The sequence below is a fragment of the Bacillus sp. FSL R5-0422 genome, from assembly GCF_038610765.1.
GTDB classification, from domain to species: Bacteria; Bacillota; Bacilli; order Bacillales; family Bacillaceae; genus Bacillus; species Bacillus pumilus_O.
In genome coordinates this window covers 455,656-472,028 of the sequence record NZ_CP152014.1, presented here as the reverse complement: position 1 = coordinate 472,028, position 16,373 = coordinate 455,656, and the positions used below count along the sequence as shown (strand labels likewise).

20 protein-coding genes are annotated in these 16,373 nt (G+C 43.0%); 6 read left to right on the top strand and 14 right to left on the bottom strand.

Annotation, left to right across the window (positions count from 1 at the left end; all coding sequences use genetic code 11):
• The first annotated feature begins 53 nt into the window (after positions 1-53).
• Positions 54-272: a hypothetical protein gene (locus MKX52_RS02255; protein ID WP_342491393.1), complete on the top strand. Its 219-nt coding sequence runs from the start codon at positions 54-56 to the stop codon at positions 270-272.
• A gap of 149 nt (positions 273-421) precedes the next feature.
• Here the strand turns inward: MKX52_RS02255 and MKX52_RS02250 are convergent, their stop codons facing one another.
• The 3 genes from MKX52_RS02250 to MKX52_RS02240 form a co-directional block, all read right to left on the bottom strand.
• On the bottom strand, positions 422-688 hold the full coding sequence (locus MKX52_RS02250; protein ID WP_216888770.1) for a hypothetical protein: 267 nt from the start codon (positions 686-688) through the stop codon (positions 422-424).
• A gap of 399 nt (positions 689-1,087) precedes the next feature.
• Positions 1,088-1,510 carry a pyridoxamine 5'-phosphate oxidase family protein gene (locus MKX52_RS02245; RefSeq protein ID WP_088004165.1) on the bottom strand — a complete coding sequence of 141 codons (423 nt, stop codon included), beginning with the start codon at positions 1,508-1,510 and terminating at the stop codon, positions 1,088-1,090.
• A gap of 288 nt (positions 1,511-1,798) precedes the next feature.
• The gene (locus MKX52_RS02240) at positions 1,799-2,668 is read right to left on the bottom strand and encodes an SDR family oxidoreductase (protein ID WP_144522231.1); all 870 of its coding nucleotides are present in this window, start codon (positions 2,666-2,668) and stop codon (positions 1,799-1,801) included.
• A 155-nt stretch (positions 2,669-2,823) separates the two neighbouring features.
• On the opposite strand from MKX52_RS02240, the gene MKX52_RS02235 reads away from it, so the two are divergent.
• On the top strand, positions 2,824-3,435 hold the full coding sequence (locus tag MKX52_RS02235; RefSeq protein ID WP_224925654.1) for a class I SAM-dependent methyltransferase: 612 nt from the start codon (positions 2,824-2,826) through the stop codon (positions 3,433-3,435).
• A gap of 16 nt (positions 3,436-3,451) precedes the next feature.
• Here MKX52_RS02235 and MKX52_RS02230 read toward each other — a convergent pair whose 3' ends face one another.
• From MKX52_RS02230 to MKX52_RS02220, 3 genes are all read right to left on the bottom strand, one after another.
• The gene (locus MKX52_RS02230) at positions 3,452-5,539 is read right to left on the bottom strand and encodes a BglG family transcription antiterminator (protein WP_342491392.1); all 2,088 of its coding nucleotides are present in this window, start codon (positions 5,537-5,539) and stop codon (positions 3,452-3,454) included.
• Positions 5,540-5,668: 129 nt separating this feature from the next.
• A complete protein-coding gene (locus MKX52_RS02225) occupies positions 5,669-6,748 on the bottom strand; it encodes a C45 family peptidase (RefSeq protein ID WP_342491391.1) in 1,080 nt (359 codons plus the stop codon).
• An 89-nt stretch (positions 6,749-6,837) separates the two neighbouring features.
• The gene (locus MKX52_RS02220) at positions 6,838-7,470 is read right to left on the bottom strand and encodes a GDSL-type esterase/lipase family protein (RefSeq protein WP_342491390.1); all 633 of its coding nucleotides are present in this window, start codon (positions 7,468-7,470) and stop codon (positions 6,838-6,840) included.
• A 403-nt stretch (positions 7,471-7,873) separates the two neighbouring features.
• Between MKX52_RS02220 and MKX52_RS02215 the strand changes: the two genes are divergently transcribed.
• Complete coding sequence (locus MKX52_RS02215; RefSeq protein WP_003214444.1) at positions 7,874-8,509, top strand: FMN-dependent NADH-azoreductase; 636 nt, start codon at positions 7,874-7,876, stop codon at positions 8,507-8,509.
• A 45-nt stretch (positions 8,510-8,554) separates the two neighbouring features.
• Here MKX52_RS02215 and MKX52_RS02210 read toward each other — a convergent pair whose 3' ends face one another.
• From MKX52_RS02210 to MKX52_RS02175, 8 genes are all read right to left on the bottom strand, one after another.
• Entirely contained in the window at positions 8,555-9,316 is a 762-nt protein-coding gene (locus MKX52_RS02210; RefSeq protein ID WP_217016103.1) for an IclR family transcriptional regulator, read from the bottom strand.
• Positions 9,317-9,331: 15 nt separating this feature from the next.
• Positions 9,332-10,345, bottom strand: coding sequence for a biotin-dependent carboxyltransferase family protein (locus MKX52_RS02205; protein ID WP_342491389.1), 1,014 nt, complete (start codon positions 10,343-10,345; stop codon positions 9,332-9,334).
• Positions 10,342-11,088: a 5-oxoprolinase subunit PxpB gene (gene pxpB, locus MKX52_RS02200; protein ID WP_342491388.1), complete on the bottom strand. Its 747-nt coding sequence runs from the start codon at positions 11,086-11,088 to the stop codon at positions 10,342-10,344. The genes MKX52_RS02205 and pxpB overlap by 4 nt, the downstream gene beginning before the upstream one ends.
• Positions 11,089-11,106: 18 nt before the next feature.
• On the bottom strand, positions 11,107-11,898 hold the full coding sequence (locus MKX52_RS02195; protein WP_342491387.1) for a putative hydro-lyase: 792 nt from the start codon (positions 11,896-11,898) through the stop codon (positions 11,107-11,109).
• Positions 11,899-11,903: 5 nt separating this feature from the next.
• The gene (locus MKX52_RS02190) at positions 11,904-13,121 is read right to left on the bottom strand and encodes an NRAMP family divalent metal transporter (protein ID WP_088004184.1); all 1,218 of its coding nucleotides are present in this window, start codon (positions 13,119-13,121) and stop codon (positions 11,904-11,906) included.
• A 26-nt stretch (positions 13,122-13,147) separates the two neighbouring features.
• Complete coding sequence (locus MKX52_RS02185; RefSeq protein ID WP_342491386.1) at positions 13,148-13,906, bottom strand: 5-oxoprolinase subunit PxpA; 759 nt, start codon at positions 13,904-13,906, stop codon at positions 13,148-13,150.
• A gap of 166 nt (positions 13,907-14,072) precedes the next feature.
• Positions 14,073-14,828, bottom strand: a complete 756-nt coding sequence (locus MKX52_RS02180) for a Cof-type HAD-IIB family hydrolase (protein ID WP_012008941.1) — start codon at positions 14,826-14,828, stop codon at positions 14,073-14,075.
• A 127-nt stretch (positions 14,829-14,955) separates the two neighbouring features.
• Positions 14,956-15,225 carry an excalibur calcium-binding domain-containing protein gene (locus MKX52_RS02175; protein WP_012008940.1) on the bottom strand — a complete coding sequence of 90 codons (270 nt, stop codon included), beginning with the start codon at positions 15,223-15,225 and terminating at the stop codon, positions 14,956-14,958.
• A gap of 184 nt (positions 15,226-15,409) precedes the next feature.
• On the opposite strand from MKX52_RS02175, the gene MKX52_RS02170 reads away from it, so the two are divergent.
• Genes MKX52_RS02170 through MKX52_RS02160 form a run of 3 tightly spaced genes read left to right on the top strand, consistent with a single transcriptional unit; the run spans position 15,410 to position 16,367 of the window.
• The gene (locus tag MKX52_RS02170; protein ID WP_216888757.1) at positions 15,410-15,787 is read left to right on the top strand and encodes a VOC family protein; all 378 of its coding nucleotides are present in this window, start codon (positions 15,410-15,412) and stop codon (positions 15,785-15,787) included.
• 24 nt (positions 15,788-15,811) lie between these two features.
• Entirely contained in the window at positions 15,812-16,102 is a 291-nt protein-coding gene (locus MKX52_RS02165) for a DUF5316 family protein (RefSeq protein WP_216888756.1), read from the top strand.
• A gap of 25 nt (positions 16,103-16,127) precedes the next feature.
• Positions 16,128-16,367, top strand: a complete 240-nt coding sequence (locus MKX52_RS02160; RefSeq protein ID WP_012008937.1) for a DUF2651 family protein — start codon at positions 16,128-16,130, stop codon at positions 16,365-16,367.
• The last annotated feature ends 6 nt before the right edge of the window (positions 16,368-16,373 follow it).

Sequence of the window (16,373 nt, the reverse complement as noted above, 5' to 3'; positions counted from 1 at the left end):
CTTGGTTGTTTGCGATAAAATCCAATCAGATTCGAAAAAAGGATGTTATCTCAATGAATAAGCTATCATCGATCATTCTAGCGGCTTGGCTGCGTGTTCCTCGTTGGTTCAAGCAATGGGTGCTTGTATCCATTTCCATTTTCTTTTTTTATATGTGTTTTGTAAAGGGGCTGACTAGCTGGCATACCTTGCCGCCTGTCACTTTACTATCATGTGTCATCGGTTCCTTCTTCATTTGGCTGTTGTGGCAAAAAGGTCAAAAAAATAAGTGAAACGGGGAAAATTATGAAAGAATCCATCAGTTATTTTGCTATCTCTTTTGTTCTTCAATGGGTTTGGTTTGGCATCGTGCACCCAAATAACGGTGTGACACTCCTAGATATGTTCATCTTTTCAATTTTGTTTGCGGTGATGTTCTTCTTTATTCGGAGGATTTGGCAGTATCAGAAGAAAGGCCGAAGTGAATGATCATGAAACTCGCCTTGTTCACTGTGATCACCTGTTCGATCATTGGCCTATTTTTAATGTCGAAACCTTTTGGGGCGGACGCTATGCGTTTGGTTTCTACCTTCATTTTCCCTTTTCTCGGGCTTGTTGGTTTCGGGGTTTTATTGTTTAACCCAATGAAAAAGGCTGCCAAATAGATGGCAGCCTCTTCCTTGCTTTTATCATGCAAATAAATAATCAATGTGTGATCTCCGTTACGGAGTGTATGAATTAAGATTCGATCATATCAGTGTGTCATATGTGTTCCGAATGAACCTACGTTTGAAAGTAAACGCCATGGAAGTTCTGGATAACAAGACAACGAAAGCCCTACCTCTCATTCGTCCTTACGGCTCCGAAGCCGTGCCAGTGTGAATTGTAAATCAAAACGTCTTTTTTCCACTCTTCCGCTTTTATAGGGGGCGGGTGCAGAAGGAAAAGAATAAGTTTGTTCGCTTTGACAGCGTCTCGTTCTTATCTAGTAGAAGCTCTATTGCTTCTCATTATGTCATAGAAAAAAGAAAGTTTACTTTCTTTATTTATTTGCTTATTTCAACACTTAATATCAAACTATAACACGTTCCCCCATTTTACACAAGTGTTAAAGTGATAATTCTGCTGGCGTATGGCTTCCTTCATTCATGTAACGAATGGAGGTTGGATCAATCTTCAGAATCACTAGGTTCGGATCATCTTTTCCTTTAAACCATTTCTCCATTTCCTCAGACCAAAGGCGGTCGATCAGTTCTGGATCGTCGGTTAATGTGGCGGTACCTGCGATTTCTGCATATGTGTCACCGAATCCTTCACCTGAATACCCAATGAGAATATGCACATTCGGGTTTTTTTCAATTTCGTCGGCTTTATGTGTTTCTTTACTTGTTGGTGTATATAATGTCAGTCCCTCATGGAAAAAAGTCATGTAGCGGGTATGCGGCTTATCCTGTTCAACGGTCGCGAGTGTTCCGACCTTTTGTTCATCTAATAGGCTTAACACCTTTTGTTTTAATTCTTCTTGTGACATATCGTTTCACTCCTTCAAATTTCATCCGTACTCTTAGGTTTCCACGACAAGCCATTCATTAAACAAAGAAATGTGTTTTTCATAAAAAGAGATCTTCTAGCTGATGCTATAGAAAACAGGCTCAATGAAGGGAGAAGTTGAACATGCATCATGAAACAATGTTCCATTTAAGTTCACTTGTCATTGCGGCAGTTGTTGTGGGCATTATCGTATGGTCTGTCTCATCTGTGCAGAAGAATCGCAAGAAATACTAAACACCGCCCAATCAAGTGGGCGGTGCGCTATGGATCATGTATTCATAAAGGAACCGCCGTTGACGTGAAGTGTTTGTCCTGTCATATAAGACGATTCGTCAGAAGCAAGCAGCACATAGCAACCAACATGCTCTACAGGCTGTCCTGGTCTTCCCATCGGTGTTTCTGCCCCGAAGCTTTCCACACTATCCTCATCAAATGTAGATGGAATGAGCGGCGTCCAAATCGGGCCCGGCGCTACTCCGTTCACCCGAATTCCATCTTTCACAAGCGATTGTGCCATAGAACGCGTAAAGCCGTTGATGGCCCCTTTTGTCGCCGTATAATCAATCAGCACTTTGTTGCCTCGATATGGGTTAATGGATGTTGTATTAATAATTGAACTTCCCGGTTTTAAGTAATCCAGTGCTTTCTTCGTAAAATAAAAATAGGAATAGAAGTTGGTTCTAAACGTTTGGTGAAGCTGTTCACTAGAAATATCCTGAATCCGTTCTTTCGGGTGCTGTTCAGCCGCATTATTCACTAAGATATCTAATTGCCCAAAGGCTTCAACTGTTTTTTCTACCGCTTTCTCGCAAAAGGCTTCGTCACCGACATCTCCTGCAATCGTTAAACATTTGACGCCTTCCTGTTCTACGCGCTTTTGTGTATCCTTTGCATCATCATGTTCATTTAAGTACACGATGGCGACATGTGCCCCTTCTTTTGCATAGGCAACAGATACAGCACGTCCAATTCCACTATCTCCGCCTGTAATCAATGCAACTTTCCCTTTAAGCTTGCCAGACCCTTGATAGGATTCGTCTTCAAAGATCGGCGCAGGATTCATGTCCCTTTCACTGCCTGGCTGCTGATCCTGTGTTTGGCGCGGAATGCCATTTGTTAAATATTCACGTAAATCCATGAGTAAGCTCCTCCTTGATTTGTTGATGTATCCTTTCATTACCACCTCATTTTTTCACTCAAACATCATTATGTGGCACAGATGCGTTTTGAAAATTGGCATGTTTCAAGATGGATAAAATCGGTTACATGTTCAATAAAAAGGAGCGTTCTCACATGCTGTCAACCATTTCGAAAACCTTTAGCAAACCAAAAGGCTGGCTCGGAAGCATCGCAGGTTTTATTATGGCAAATGAAAATAAAGCGTTGAATCAGTGGGCGATCCAGCATTTAGATTTATCAGATGGTGAAAACATATTGGAAATCGGCTATGGACCTGGCTACAGCATCAAGCATATGCTTAAGCATTATGAAGATCTCCACATTGATGGACTAGATGCTTCCTCCACCATGCAGGAGCAAGCACAGTCCCGCGTCAATAAACGCTCAAAAGACAAACAAGTCCGTCTATATGTAGGAAAAATTGAGAAAACACGTTTGCCGGGAGAACAGTATGACAAAGTACTGTCTGTGAACAACTTTACGATTTGGGATGATCCAAAGACTGGCCTGCTCAATCTTTATCACACGTTGAAACCCGGCGGAAAACTCGTCATTGTGATGCAGCCAAGAGAAAAAGGTGCTGATGCCAGCCGGACAAAAGAGATGGGTGAAAACATATTGAATGATCTACAGTTTGCGGGGTTTGACCATTTTTCTGTTGAGTATGAGGAAATTCGTCCAACGCTTGCTGTCTGTGTCACAGCCAAAAAGCCGAGAAGCGAATAAGCTCTCGGCTTTTTTCTTACCATTTTGCTTCTTTTACAAATTGATAGAACAGCTGATGCAATTTCTGTTCTATATCTTCCTTTGATCCATGACCATAAAGCGTCATGCTTTCCTCACTTTCAATGATGGATGAACTGATCAGACTAAACATTTCTGACCCTTCCTTGCCTAGCTCTTGCGGCGCCAGCATCATGAGCATTCGTGACATCTGCTGCTGCCCGCCGTCCATGCTTTTGACCTCGTAAGACTGATCAAGATCATACATATGAAAGATTGGTTCCTTGATGAATGCATGCTTTAAATGAAAAAGAGCAAACTCGGTACCAGGAATCCCTAAACCGCCTTGTTGTTCACGTTCTAGTAAACCACTTGCTACCTCATCCGCATGTGTGATAAATCCTTCCTCTTCAAGCTGACGAAGCAGCTGCTTGATGGTTGCCTCATGCTGCGGCATCGCCTTTTTATTTTCGATGGTAAAATGGGACAAAATGCTACGAATCACAGACATGTAATTCGTCACCTGCTCTGCTACCACCATCATATTCACGGATTCTTGCACCGATTCTTTGTCGGCTTCTTTCATTCTTTTTTTCTCAATGATATAAGGGATCTTTCGTTTTATATGAGCCTTCACACGCATCGCATCATCCTCGTTTAGGAGCGGACTGACCATGATGTAATCGATATGCTCATATGGGATAGGGACGGTCGAGACAATCATGTCATAGCTTGATGCATCGATTTCTTTTAGCTCAATCAAGGAAGACAGATCGAATTCAGCGATTTCTGGCAATTCCTTTTTTAAACGAGAAGCGAGCATTTTGGACGAGCCGATTCCGCTTGAGCACACGACCAATGCATGAATGTTCGTTTCTTCTTTTTTAATTTCAAGCACTGAGCCAAAGTGAAGCACAATAAAGGCGATTTCATCCTCTGGAAATGCAATCTCTGGAAAGAAACGCTCGACTCCTTCTTCAATCGCCATGAAAAGTAAAAAGTAGTCCTTTTTAATTTGTTGTGTAAGTGGATTATAGATTCTCATCTTTTCCTTTAAACGGTTCATGGCGGGTTCGAGATGAGATACGAGTCCCTCATACAATGAATCATTCTCATTTAAATGGTAGCCGGTTTTATTTGAAATAAAATCAATGAGTTTCTTCGTTCTAATCGCAATATCCAGCTCGATTTCATCAATACGGTATTCTGCCCCAAAGCTGCGGTTTGCACTGCGCAGATGGATGGTCATATAACCAACCTCTGCTTCGGGGATCACGACATTAAACATGCGTTCAAGTGCTCTTGCGATTCGCAATGATGATTCAAATTCTTTCGTCCGCTTTAGTTCAAGCAGTTCTTCCTCTTCCATTCGAATGGTTTCGCCAAGCTGAATCCGTTCAATGGCATAGGTTAAGTGAACGACAAGCGCAATATAGGCGCTATCAGATAAAGAGAGTGACAGTCTATTTTTTAAATGAAAAAGCAGGCGTTCTACTTTTAGCAGCTGTCCTCTGCTCACAACGCCAAACACCTTTTCCGTCGCTTTCGTTCGATGCTTGATATTCATTTCAATCGTTTCTAAAAACAATTGAATATCGAGCCGGTCGACAATGAGGTTGCCGACAATCTTTCGTTTTGCTTCCTCCGGCCCTTTTAATTCAATGCCATACCCGCGTTTTCTGATCAGCTGCAAACCGTCAGGCGCGATCCATTCCGTCAGTTCATCTAAGTCATAGCTGATGGTCGCATTTGTAACCTGCAAATCGGCAGCGAGTGTATATAATTTCACCGGTTCTTTTGCTTCAAGCAGCGCACATAATATTAAGAGTTTCCGTTCGTCAGAGCTATATTCAATTTGATCCTCATTTGACATATGAGCAAGAAGCCGCTGTTTATCCTCCTGTTCGCCGACGGCCTTCAAGCCTTTCCCCGGCTGTTTATCTAATGAAAGATCATAATTCTTTAATATAGGTTTAATCGATTTTAGTTCTCTATGAATCGTTCTTGTACTCACCTGAACAGAATCGGCTATCTCACGAATGGTGACATAACGATTTTGTTGAATGATGTATTTGATGATCTTCTGTTCTCGTGCCGTTATGTACATGAAATGCCCCCTTCTGCAAAAATAGGTCTATTGTCACATTTAATATAAAACGCTTTCAACAAATGACGCAATCTTAAGTTGATCTGACTTTGGCACATAGGCTGTGACAAAATTAAATACAACGTCTAGTCATACGTTTCTCCAAAATGACGGTCCATAATCCTTTTGATGAAATTGAACCTTCTGTTCATGGAAAGGCAGTGAACCCCCAGCTTTTAAAGAATACGTCGGATTGTATACGGGAGAGCCAAAGCAATAATCCATCGTTCCTTCTTCTGGGCGAAAGATGACGGTTCGCATTGTTCCAAACAGCTCCTCATAATTGTGCACAGCCAGACCATCAGGATATTCTGTCTGGAATAGCATCGCAAGAGAATCACTTGATTGTTGCTCTTTTAAAGCTTTCATTAACATGTCGTATCTTACAATAGAATGCTGTTTCGTCATTCCTTTTGCTGTTTGATCAGCAAGCGGATGATTTGTGGCTGCAATAAACCCTGTCTCCGGTCTTCTCACCATTTTGCGGCCATCAATGATTTCAATCACAGCCGCTTCTCCTTTTCGATCGGCAAACATGAGGTGAACATTAGAGGCAACAGGCATTTCCTGAATAGAGAAAATGGCTTCCTCAACCGTTTGACAGTTTTCCAGAACAGACCGAATCACATGATACACTTGCAAACCGGCAACTAATGGAGGCTTTAAACCGGGTTCATTTCCAACCGGCGAACCACATGCAGAGAATGTGACAGAAAGACCATGCTCATTCATCCCATCAGATCTGCCAAACAAGAGCAGCGACGAGCCTGTATGATATGGCAGGCCTTTCACATGTGTCGTCACAAGACGCATATCATCAAATATCGGGGAGAAATCATAGTTACGTAGCATGACCGTTTGTTGACCTGCCGCCATATTTCCCTGCCTCACACAGTGGGAACAGCCTGGCTGTAGATGAGATGAATAGAAAAAGGTCAAATAACGCTCCTCCAGTTGCATTTCATCACAAAAACCTGCAATCTCTTCTTCTAACTGAGGAAGATATGGGCGAATCATCTGCTTCGTTTCTTTCAAAGCCTCTTTTTCAAGCGGTTCTGTTCGAATGTATTGGGTCTGTAGCCCTTGCGTCTTCATCCAGACAGCCTGCTGCTTCCCCACTTCAAAAGCGGTTCCTGTCATTTCATGAAAATATGCACTGATCTCCTCCATGCCTGTACACCTCTTTCGCCTTCGTTTCTTTTATCATATCGAAACCCTCCTTTATTTAAAAGAATGAAAAAAACTGCAATCACAATGGATTACAGCTGTTTACAGGATTGTTGAAACAATATTTTTGCCATTGCTTCATATCCCTGATGATTCGGATGAAATTGATCAATCGATAAGTACTCATGTTCATGTCCTTCAAACGCCCGGTACACATCCACGACTTCTACATGCGGATTTGCAGCAAGCGAGCGAAGCTGATGATTGTATTGCTGAAGCCACCGCCCCGCTATAGGTATTTGCGGAAAAGGATTATATAAATTCATGAGATACACGCAATAAGGCTGCTTCTGTCCTCTTTTGATCTGAGCGATTTCTTGAATCATCTTGCTGAAATTTGCTTGGCAATGCAGCGTCGCTTGCAGCAGTTTCGTTTCATCTTCACCCTTTTCATACTGCTGAATCGCTTGAACAAGATCATTCCCACAGCCTGTGATGGTGATGATAGTAGCTGCTGCAATAGCACGTCTCACATCAGATCTTTTGAGCAGCTGTAAAATCTGATCTGTTGTTAACCCTGACTTTGCAAATACAGACAGCTCGACTGGCGCATGTGTCTTTTTTTCAAGCATCCACTGATACCGCTCAGCAAATCCACCGCCAAATAAACGTGCCCCCACTCCAACTGTTAAGGAATCTCCAATTGCAACATAGGATCGTCCCACTCTTATCCCTCACTCTCTCCTGCCTTCTCTTATATATACGAAATCGGAGAACAGATGCTTGTAGCAGATGACTTAGGGGCATTCATCTTTTTTTCATGAGACGTCTTTACAAACTCTTTACTTGCGAGATCGACTCATTTTTTGTTCAATAAGAATAGGTTTAGATGATGAAATTTGCACCTGTATGCGTTCCAGAAAAATTTACAAACTTTTTATCTTGATTTCGAGACTTTATACCTTGACTTCAAACTACATTGTGATTACAATGAAAATATCAGTTTTTATGTAACTGTGCTTGTTACATCTTTTTCATAGCATTCCACTATGATTAAAGATGCCACATATTCAGTGTATCTTTGGGATACACTAAAAAAAACACTGAAACAGAAAGGATTGAATAAACATGGCAAAAGTTTTATACATCACTGCACATCCGCATGATGAAACAGTTTCTTACAGTATGGCTACTGCTAAAGCATTTATCGAATCTTATAAGGAAGCAAACCCAAGTGACGAGGTTGTACATATCGATTTGTACAAAGAAAACATCCCTCACATTGATGCAGATGTATTCGCTGGCTGGGGCAAACTGCAATCAGGTGCTGGCTTCGATACACTTTCAGCTGAAGAGCAAGCGAAAGTTGCTCGTCTAAACGAATTAAGCGATCAATTCGTTTCTGCTGACAAATATGTATTTGTTTCACCACTTTGGAACTTCTCATTCCCACCAGTTCTTAAAGCATACATCGACTCTGTTGCTGTAGCTGGTAAAACATTCAAATACACTGAGCAAGGTCCTGTTGGATTATTAACAGACAAAAAAGCTCTTCACATCCAAGCACGTGGCGGATACTACACTGAAGGTCCTGCTGCTGAACTTGAAGCAGGTCACCGTTACCTTGGTACAATTGCTAGCTTCTTCGGAATTCCTTCTTTCGAAGGTCTTATCGTTGAAGGTCACAATGCTGAGCCTGCGAAAGCAGAGCAAATTAAAGCAGATGCAATCGAACGTGCGAAAGCTTTAGGAAAAACTTTCTAATAAACTGCACGCAAAAAGCCAATGATCTTTACGGTCATTGGCTTTTTATTTGTTTAGATGAAAACCTAATTTTCTGGAGATACCGCTTGCGGCTTTTTTGACTTGTTCTATTAAGTATGGAAGACGTTCTTTTTGATAACCTGCTTCAAACCCTGCAATGCTAATACCTGCTGTGACTTCTCCAAGGTGATTGAAAATAGGGGCTCCAACCGCAGCTGTATAATTTTCAAGCTCCGAATAGCTTAGCGTATATCCCCGCTCATTTGATTCTTCCAGTATGTTTCGAAGAACCTCTTTATCTGTAATGGTCCCGATTCCGATTTTCCCTAGTTCAATCGAATCGATATAGGCAAGTCTCTCTGTTTCTGGTAAAAAGGAGAGAATACTTCTTGCACAAGCACCTGCATATAAAGGAGAACGCCTGCCGACGGCGGTATAGAGACGAACAGGCTGCGTCCCTTCAATTTTATCCACGTAAATGGCTTCATCTCCTTCACGAACGATGAGCTGGACAGCTTCTCCCACTTCATCCCGCAAGCCTTCCATAAATGGTCTTGCAATTCTCCGAATATCAAGGCGGTCCGCCACAAGCTGACCGTATTCTAGAAACATCAGGCCTAACCGATAAACACCTGAATCATGTTTTTCTAATAATCCCATATCGGTTAACGAGCTCGCCATGCGGTGCACAGACGTTTTCGGCATGCCGGAGAGCTCGATCATTTCATTCAATGTTAATTGATCATGGGCGATAAACAGCCGCAAAATCTCCATTGATTTCACAACGGTTTTATTTGTGTTCTGCATGTCCATCCCCTTTTTCTAAACAAAGGCTTCTAGCTTAATTCTGGCAGCCAGTTCCTTCAGTTCTGCTTCTTGCTTAAATAGTGCCTGCTCTACATCCTGATGATCGATTCGCTTAAAATACAAATTCGCACCAGGCATCGCTTGTGCAATGAGCGGTAGATCAACCGTCGCAACTTCTCCAATTCGCGGGTATCCGCCTGTTGTTTGCCGATCTGCCAACAGAATAATCGGCTGCCCGTCAGGAGGAATTTGAATAGAACCAAAGGCAACTGCCTCAGAAATCAATTCAAGCTTTTCTTTTAATTGAACTGGCTCCCCTTTCAAACGACAACCCATACGATCTGATTGAGGCGTGACCTGAAAAGGCTGTTCGAAAAAGGTTCTTTGGGATGATTCTTGAAAAAAAGAAAGGTGTCTCCCTGGTAGCACCCGAATCACGGGCGATTTCCGTAGCGGTAAAAAGTGCGTATGACTGACAGTCCAATCGGGTGCGCTGTACGCCGCCTGTTTCAGATGGCTTTTGAGTCTATCAGACAACCGATTCGCTACGAGTGAAGGCTTTCCAATAGACAGGACGTCTCCTTTTTCAAGCGGACGTCCGTTCAGCCCACCGATTCCTGCTCTCACATAGGTGCTTTTGCTCTCCATGACCGTTTCCACATCAAATCCACCTGCCACAGCAAGGTAAGAGCGGCAGCCCCTTTTGCAAGGACCAAAGGTGAGCGTGCTTCCTGATCGAACAAAGAGTGGTTTCCATAAAGGAGCTGGCTCTCCATCAATATCGATCTCCACATCAGCGCCAGTCACTGAAATAAGCGCATCCTTTTGACACGTCAACACAGGCCCCGGCCCCATTAATGTGATTTCCAATACGGCTTCGCTTTCCTCGTTGCCTGTGAGAATGTTGGCAATTCTAAGTGAGAGCGGGTCCATACCGCCGCTCGTTAAGACGCCATACTTTTGATAGCCTTTCCTCCCTTTATCTTGAATGGTTGTGAACATTCCTGGCTTGATGACATGAATACTCAACGTTCTGCCTCCTTCATGCTGAAAAATTCCTCTTCAGACATTTGGACAAATCTGACCTCGTCTCCTGCTCTCAGTAGACTTGGGATTTTTTCGTCTGGACGAAAGAGTGGCAGCGGAGTTTGTCCAATGAGCTGCCAGCCACCAGGTGTGGAAATCGGGTAAACGCCGGTCTGCTTTCCCGCAATGCCGACAGATCCTTTTGGAATGGACATTCTCGGTGTTTCTCTGCGCGGGGCTGCGATCTTTTCAGACAGCCCGCCTAAAAACGGAAAGCCTGGGGCAAATCCAATCATATAGACAAGATACGTCCCTGAGGTATGAATACGCACGACTTCCTCTGGTGTTAAACAATTGATCCGGGCGACTTCTTCTAAATCAGGGCCCAGCTCTCCTCCGTAACAGACCGGTATGTCGATGGTGCGGCGCTTCCCCTGAATCCCTTCCTGCCATTTCTTTTCAAGGAGTGTTTCAATATAGCTTTTCACCCATTCATAAGGGGATACGTCTTGTTGTTGAAGAGACGCCGATTGATAAACGGTATACGGCTCATAAAAAACAGTCACGTTTGTAAAGGCTTGAACAGCTTCCACATATCCGTCAAATGGATGTTGTTCAATACATGAAAACAACTGCACAACGCGCTCATGAATTTCTTCACATATGTCTGTTCCTGCTTGAATTACGATCGCTGCATCTCCTAGCGAGTGAAAGGTGAAAGAATCTTTTATCGTTGAAAATGCCACTTGAGGACCCCTCTCTTTCTAAAGCACACCGAGCTGTTGATCTCGTTGATCTGTGATGAACATATGCCCAGGTGCATGGGTAATCGCAATCTCTGGTTTTGTATGCATGACGATGGCTTGCGGCGTCACACCACATGCCCAAAACACCGGGACCTCTCCTTCTTTAATCACAGATGGTTCTCCAAAGTCCGGCTGATCCACATTGGCAATTCCAATCATCGCTGGGTCACCTATATGGATGGGACCGCCATGAACTGATGGGAATCTAGATGTCACTTGTACACTTCTTGTGATCTGATGCGCCGGAATGGGCCTCATGCTGACAACCATCGGGCCATGAAATACCCCCGCCCTTTCACAAGCGATATTCGTTTGATACATTGGAACGTTATGACCATTTTCAATATGGCGAACAGGGATATCATTCAGCATGAGCGCATGCTCAAACGTAAAACTGCAACCGATGAGAAAGGCAACCATATCATCCTCCCAATATGCAGAGATATCTGACACCTCTTCTTGAAGAATTCCCTTTCTGTAAATACGGTATTTAGGAAAATCCGTACGAATATCCGCTTTGGGCGCTGACTTTCTCGGCACGGGATCACCCGGCTCCAGTACATCAAGCAAGGGGCATGCAGCCGGATTGCGCTGACAAAACAACAGAAAATCAAAGGCAAGTTCTTTTTTGACGATCATTAAATTGGCTTGAGCATATCCCTCTGCTAAACCAGCCGTTGGTCCTGTGATTTCTTTTTTACGAATCAACTCTCTGATCTGTGAAGGCTCGCATGTTTGATAGATATTCATTCGATTCAGCTCCATAGTTTTGGAATTTCATTGATAATGGTATACCCGCCCATCAATGCCATGATGACAACGACAAATGCGCCTGATACTGTCAAAAAGAATGGGTGTCGATAATCCCCGACAATGTCTTTCTTATAAGCCGCTACCAGCAAGGTGCCAAGTGCGAGAGGTAAAATCAATGCATTGATCGCCCCAACTAAAACTAATATGTTCACAGGTCGTCCAATCGTGACAAAACAAATAGTCGAGAGAGCAATAAAACCGATGATAATGCCACGTTGATTTTGCTCAATTTTTGGTGAGAAGGTTTTAAAGAAGGAAACAGACGTGTAAGCCGCTCCAATAACCGATGTAATGGCCGCTGCCCACATAATGATCCCGAACATTTTATAACCAACATTTCCAGACGCTAACTGGAATACAGAAGCAGGCGGATTCGCCGGATCAATTTGTAAGCCCTTTGAGACCACTCCTAGCACGGCTAAAAATAAAGCGACACGCATCACAGATGTAATCAGGATGCCGAAAACAGAGCTTTTGGTCACCTGAGGAAGTGCATCCTTCCCTTTAATTCCAGCATCTAACAGACGATGTCCTCCAGCAAAAACGATATAGCCGCCAACTGTCCCACCGACAAGTGTCACAATCGATAAAATATCAATTTCTTTTGGGACAAAGGTTCTGAGTGCCGCTTCCCCAACAGGCGGTGCTGTTGAAATCGCCACATACAGCATCAAGCCGATCATGACAAAGCCCGCTATCTGTGTGAAACGGTCCATTGCTTTTCCAGCCTCTTTGATCACAAAGATCAGAATCGCAATAACCGCACTGATAGCTGCTCCAATTCGCGGATCAATTCCTGTGATCACCTGAAAACCGAGACCAGCACCAGCGATATTTCCGATGTTAAAGGCAAGCCCTCCCATGACAATCAAAACAGCCAGTACATATCCGAGACCCGGCAGAACCATATTTGCAATATCCTGCCCTCGTTTTTCTGACACAGCGATGATGCGCCATACATTGGTTTGCGCAAAAATATCTAACAAAATAGAGATGAGAATAACAAATCCAAAGCTAGCCGCAAGCTGCTGCGTGAAGACAGTCGTTTGTGTTAAAAATCCCGGTCCGATGGCGGACGTCGCCATTAAAAAGGCTGCGCCCATGAGCATAGACCGGTTCCCCTTTGATGCCTTCGTGTACTTCACTTCCTGTTTTTTCATGATGTTTCCCCCTTTGATGACGACTTTTATTGAAAGGCCTTGAGACGAATGCTTGCTTCTTTCAGTTTAGATGTAATGGTTTTAGCAAATTGGAGCGCATGAATGCCGTCTCCGTGTATACAGACCGTATCTGCTTTAAGCGAGATATCTTCCCCTTGAACGGTATGAACCTTCCCTTCCCTCACCATACGAACAACCTGCTGAACTGCCAGTTCATCGTCTTCAATGAGTGCATGTGGTTCACGGCGTGATGTCAGCGTTCCGTCTGTTTGATAGGTTCGATCAGAAAACACTTCATGTGCCACTTGAAGACCCATCCTCTCACCTGCTAACGCAAGTTCACTGCCTGAAAGCCCGTATAATACAAGACTTGGATCGACATGATACACAGCCTTCGCAATAGATTCAGATAATTCAGTATTTTTAGCCGCCATGTTGTACAGTGCACCGTGTGGCTTGACATGCTGCATCGTGCTGCCTTCTGCCTTGAGAAAGGCTGATAGAGCGCCAATTTGATAGACGACGAGATCATAGGCTTCCTCTGCTGAAATCGCTATTGGACGTCTGCCAAAGCCGACTAAATCTTGCAGACCCGGATGCGCACCAATTTGTACCCCTTTTTCTAGTGCCATTCTGACGGTTTTTCTCATCACCGTTGGATCTCCTGCATGAAAACCGCAAGCGATGTTGGCTGAGGTGACATATTCTAAAATTTGTTCATCTGAACCGATTATATATTGACCAAAGCTTTCTCCCAAATCACAGTTGATATCTACTTGATACATAGGATCCCTCCTTATTGTTCCGAATAACGGAACATAAAGTCCGAATATTCGAATTTATATTGATTATATCAATTTTCGCTAGATTGCACATGACATTGTTAGAAAATATAACAATAGAACTAGGAGAAATAAAAAAACGAGAGGATTTCGCCTCTCGTTTTTTTATTTATTTAGACAGCACCCAATGCTGGATCGCCTTTGCTACACCGTGTTCTGTGTTAGGAGCTGTAATCCAATCAGCGGCTTCTTTTACCACTTCTTGCGCATTTCCCATCGCAATGCCTAATCCGGCTTCTTGGATCATGGCCATATCATTTAGGCTGTCGCCAAGTGACATGACATTGTCCATCGTACAGCCAATGCGTTCCGCTACCTTTGCAAGAGCTGCCGCTTTGTTAATGCCCGCTGCATTGACTTCAATATTGGTCGGACTTGAATTTGTGATTTCTAGATGCTCATTTGTTTTCAATGTATTGAGTACTTCCTCACGAACGTCGTCATCATGAATATCAAAGCCAAATTTCAACCATTCATGGTCGTGAATTCGTTCTGGGAATTCACCTCTCCACACCTTATCCACAGTGGAAGCCCAGTAATCGGTTTCGTACCTGTTTTTTAGATCCCACATCATTTGGACATGATCAGGATGTAGCAGATCTCGTTCGATCAGTTGGAAGTTTGAATCCCAGATTTCACTTCCGTTTGCTGTCACAAGGTAAGAAGACAGCTTAAGCGGCTCAACGAGCTCTCGGCATGTCATCAGTGTGCGCCCTGTGCTAATCACCACATGGACTCCTTTTGCTTCAGCATCTTTAATGGCTTGTTTGTTTTCCTCTGGAATGACGTGTTCACTGTTTAACAGCGTGCCATCCATATCAATGGCAATCAATCGGATGTCTTTCTTATCAGCTTGTATGGACAAATTGAGTACCCCACTTTGTATCATTTTTTGTAACTATCTTTATTTTAATATAAAGAGGAAGATGGCACAAAGGGACGAGTTTGATCCCATAGAAAAAAGACCTGGTTACAGGTCTCTTCAGATTGGCTTAGCGTTCACATGCAATGCCGTCTTTATCACGGTCAAGGTGCTTATTTTTAAGATAAAGTGCTTTTGATGCATACGGCTTGTACTTTGTTTTGCCGCCTTTGTTTTTCGTGTTTTTGCTTTTTGCCACGCCGCCTTTATAGACTTTGTTCAGCGCTTTGCAGTTTTTGTAGGACTTGACTGTTTTTGCATCTGCAGTGTGGGTGTCGACTTGTGTAACGCTTAGTAAAAGACCTAAGGACAAGACAGCTACCATGATTTTTTTCAACATGAATAATCCCCCTATTTTTTCTATTTTTACATTTTTATCATATGTCACCACTTTTTGTTTTTCAAGACTATTGAGCTAAATATATTGATTTTTTTGGAATAAAATACGCTTTATTTCCTATATGGTACACTGAGTGGGAAACCTTTCCGGTTTTGACACGTATATGAAGAGAGGAGTTTTTCACATGAAAATGAAATATACCATTCTATATGTAAACGATGTTGAGGCAAGTATTCATTTTTATCAACATGTACTTGGCTTTCCTATGAAACTCAGAGTTGAATCCTATGTTGAGTTTGATACTGGAGATGTCACCTTATCAATTAACTCACGTCGGGATGTCAAAGATGCGCTTGGATTACCTGTCCCAGAAGCCAATCAAGCCTCTCAAACGTTTGAAATTGGGTTTGTTGTGGATGATGTGGAACAAACCATTGCAGCAATGAAGGAAAAAGGGGTTTCAATCATTAAAGAACCTGCAAAAAAACCATGGGGGCAAACCGTCGCTTATGTCGCTGATCCTGATGGTCATTTCATTGAAATATGTGATGCCGTCTCCTAATTTTCTTTAAAGGGTGTGAACAACATGAGAAATAAACATGCCTTTATCGCCGGTGTGTGCTCAATGATTGTCATTTGCAGTGCTGCTATTATTTTGCAGCACCATGAGTGGATAGGATGGATCAGTGGTGGAATCTCTATGATCGGCATCATGATATCTGGGCTTCTAGTGGGGGCTTGGACAAGCGGAGATGAGACAAGAGCCGCCTATTCTGAAACGAAAGAGCACCGCATGTGGCGTCTTGATACGGCCTTTCTCATGATGATCTTTGCACTTCCGCACATGGCAGTGTCGATCTTTTATTTTTTCATGTAAACACTTGTTCAAAGGAGTTCGTCATATGGCTGTTTTTATTTTATTCGTTGTATTTGGCTTCCCTATTCTTTCTGTGCTGATTGGGATTTTTGGCACAATGCTTTTGAAGAATGTTTGGATGCCGACTTTGATTGTCCTGTTAGCCAGTGTCATTCTCATGTACACATCCATTGGCGGGAATGAATCCTTTCTTATTTGGGTCATCATCTACACCGTCTTTACGTTGATCGCTGCATGGATGACAAAGCGGTTTCGGTTCAAGTAAAAAAGA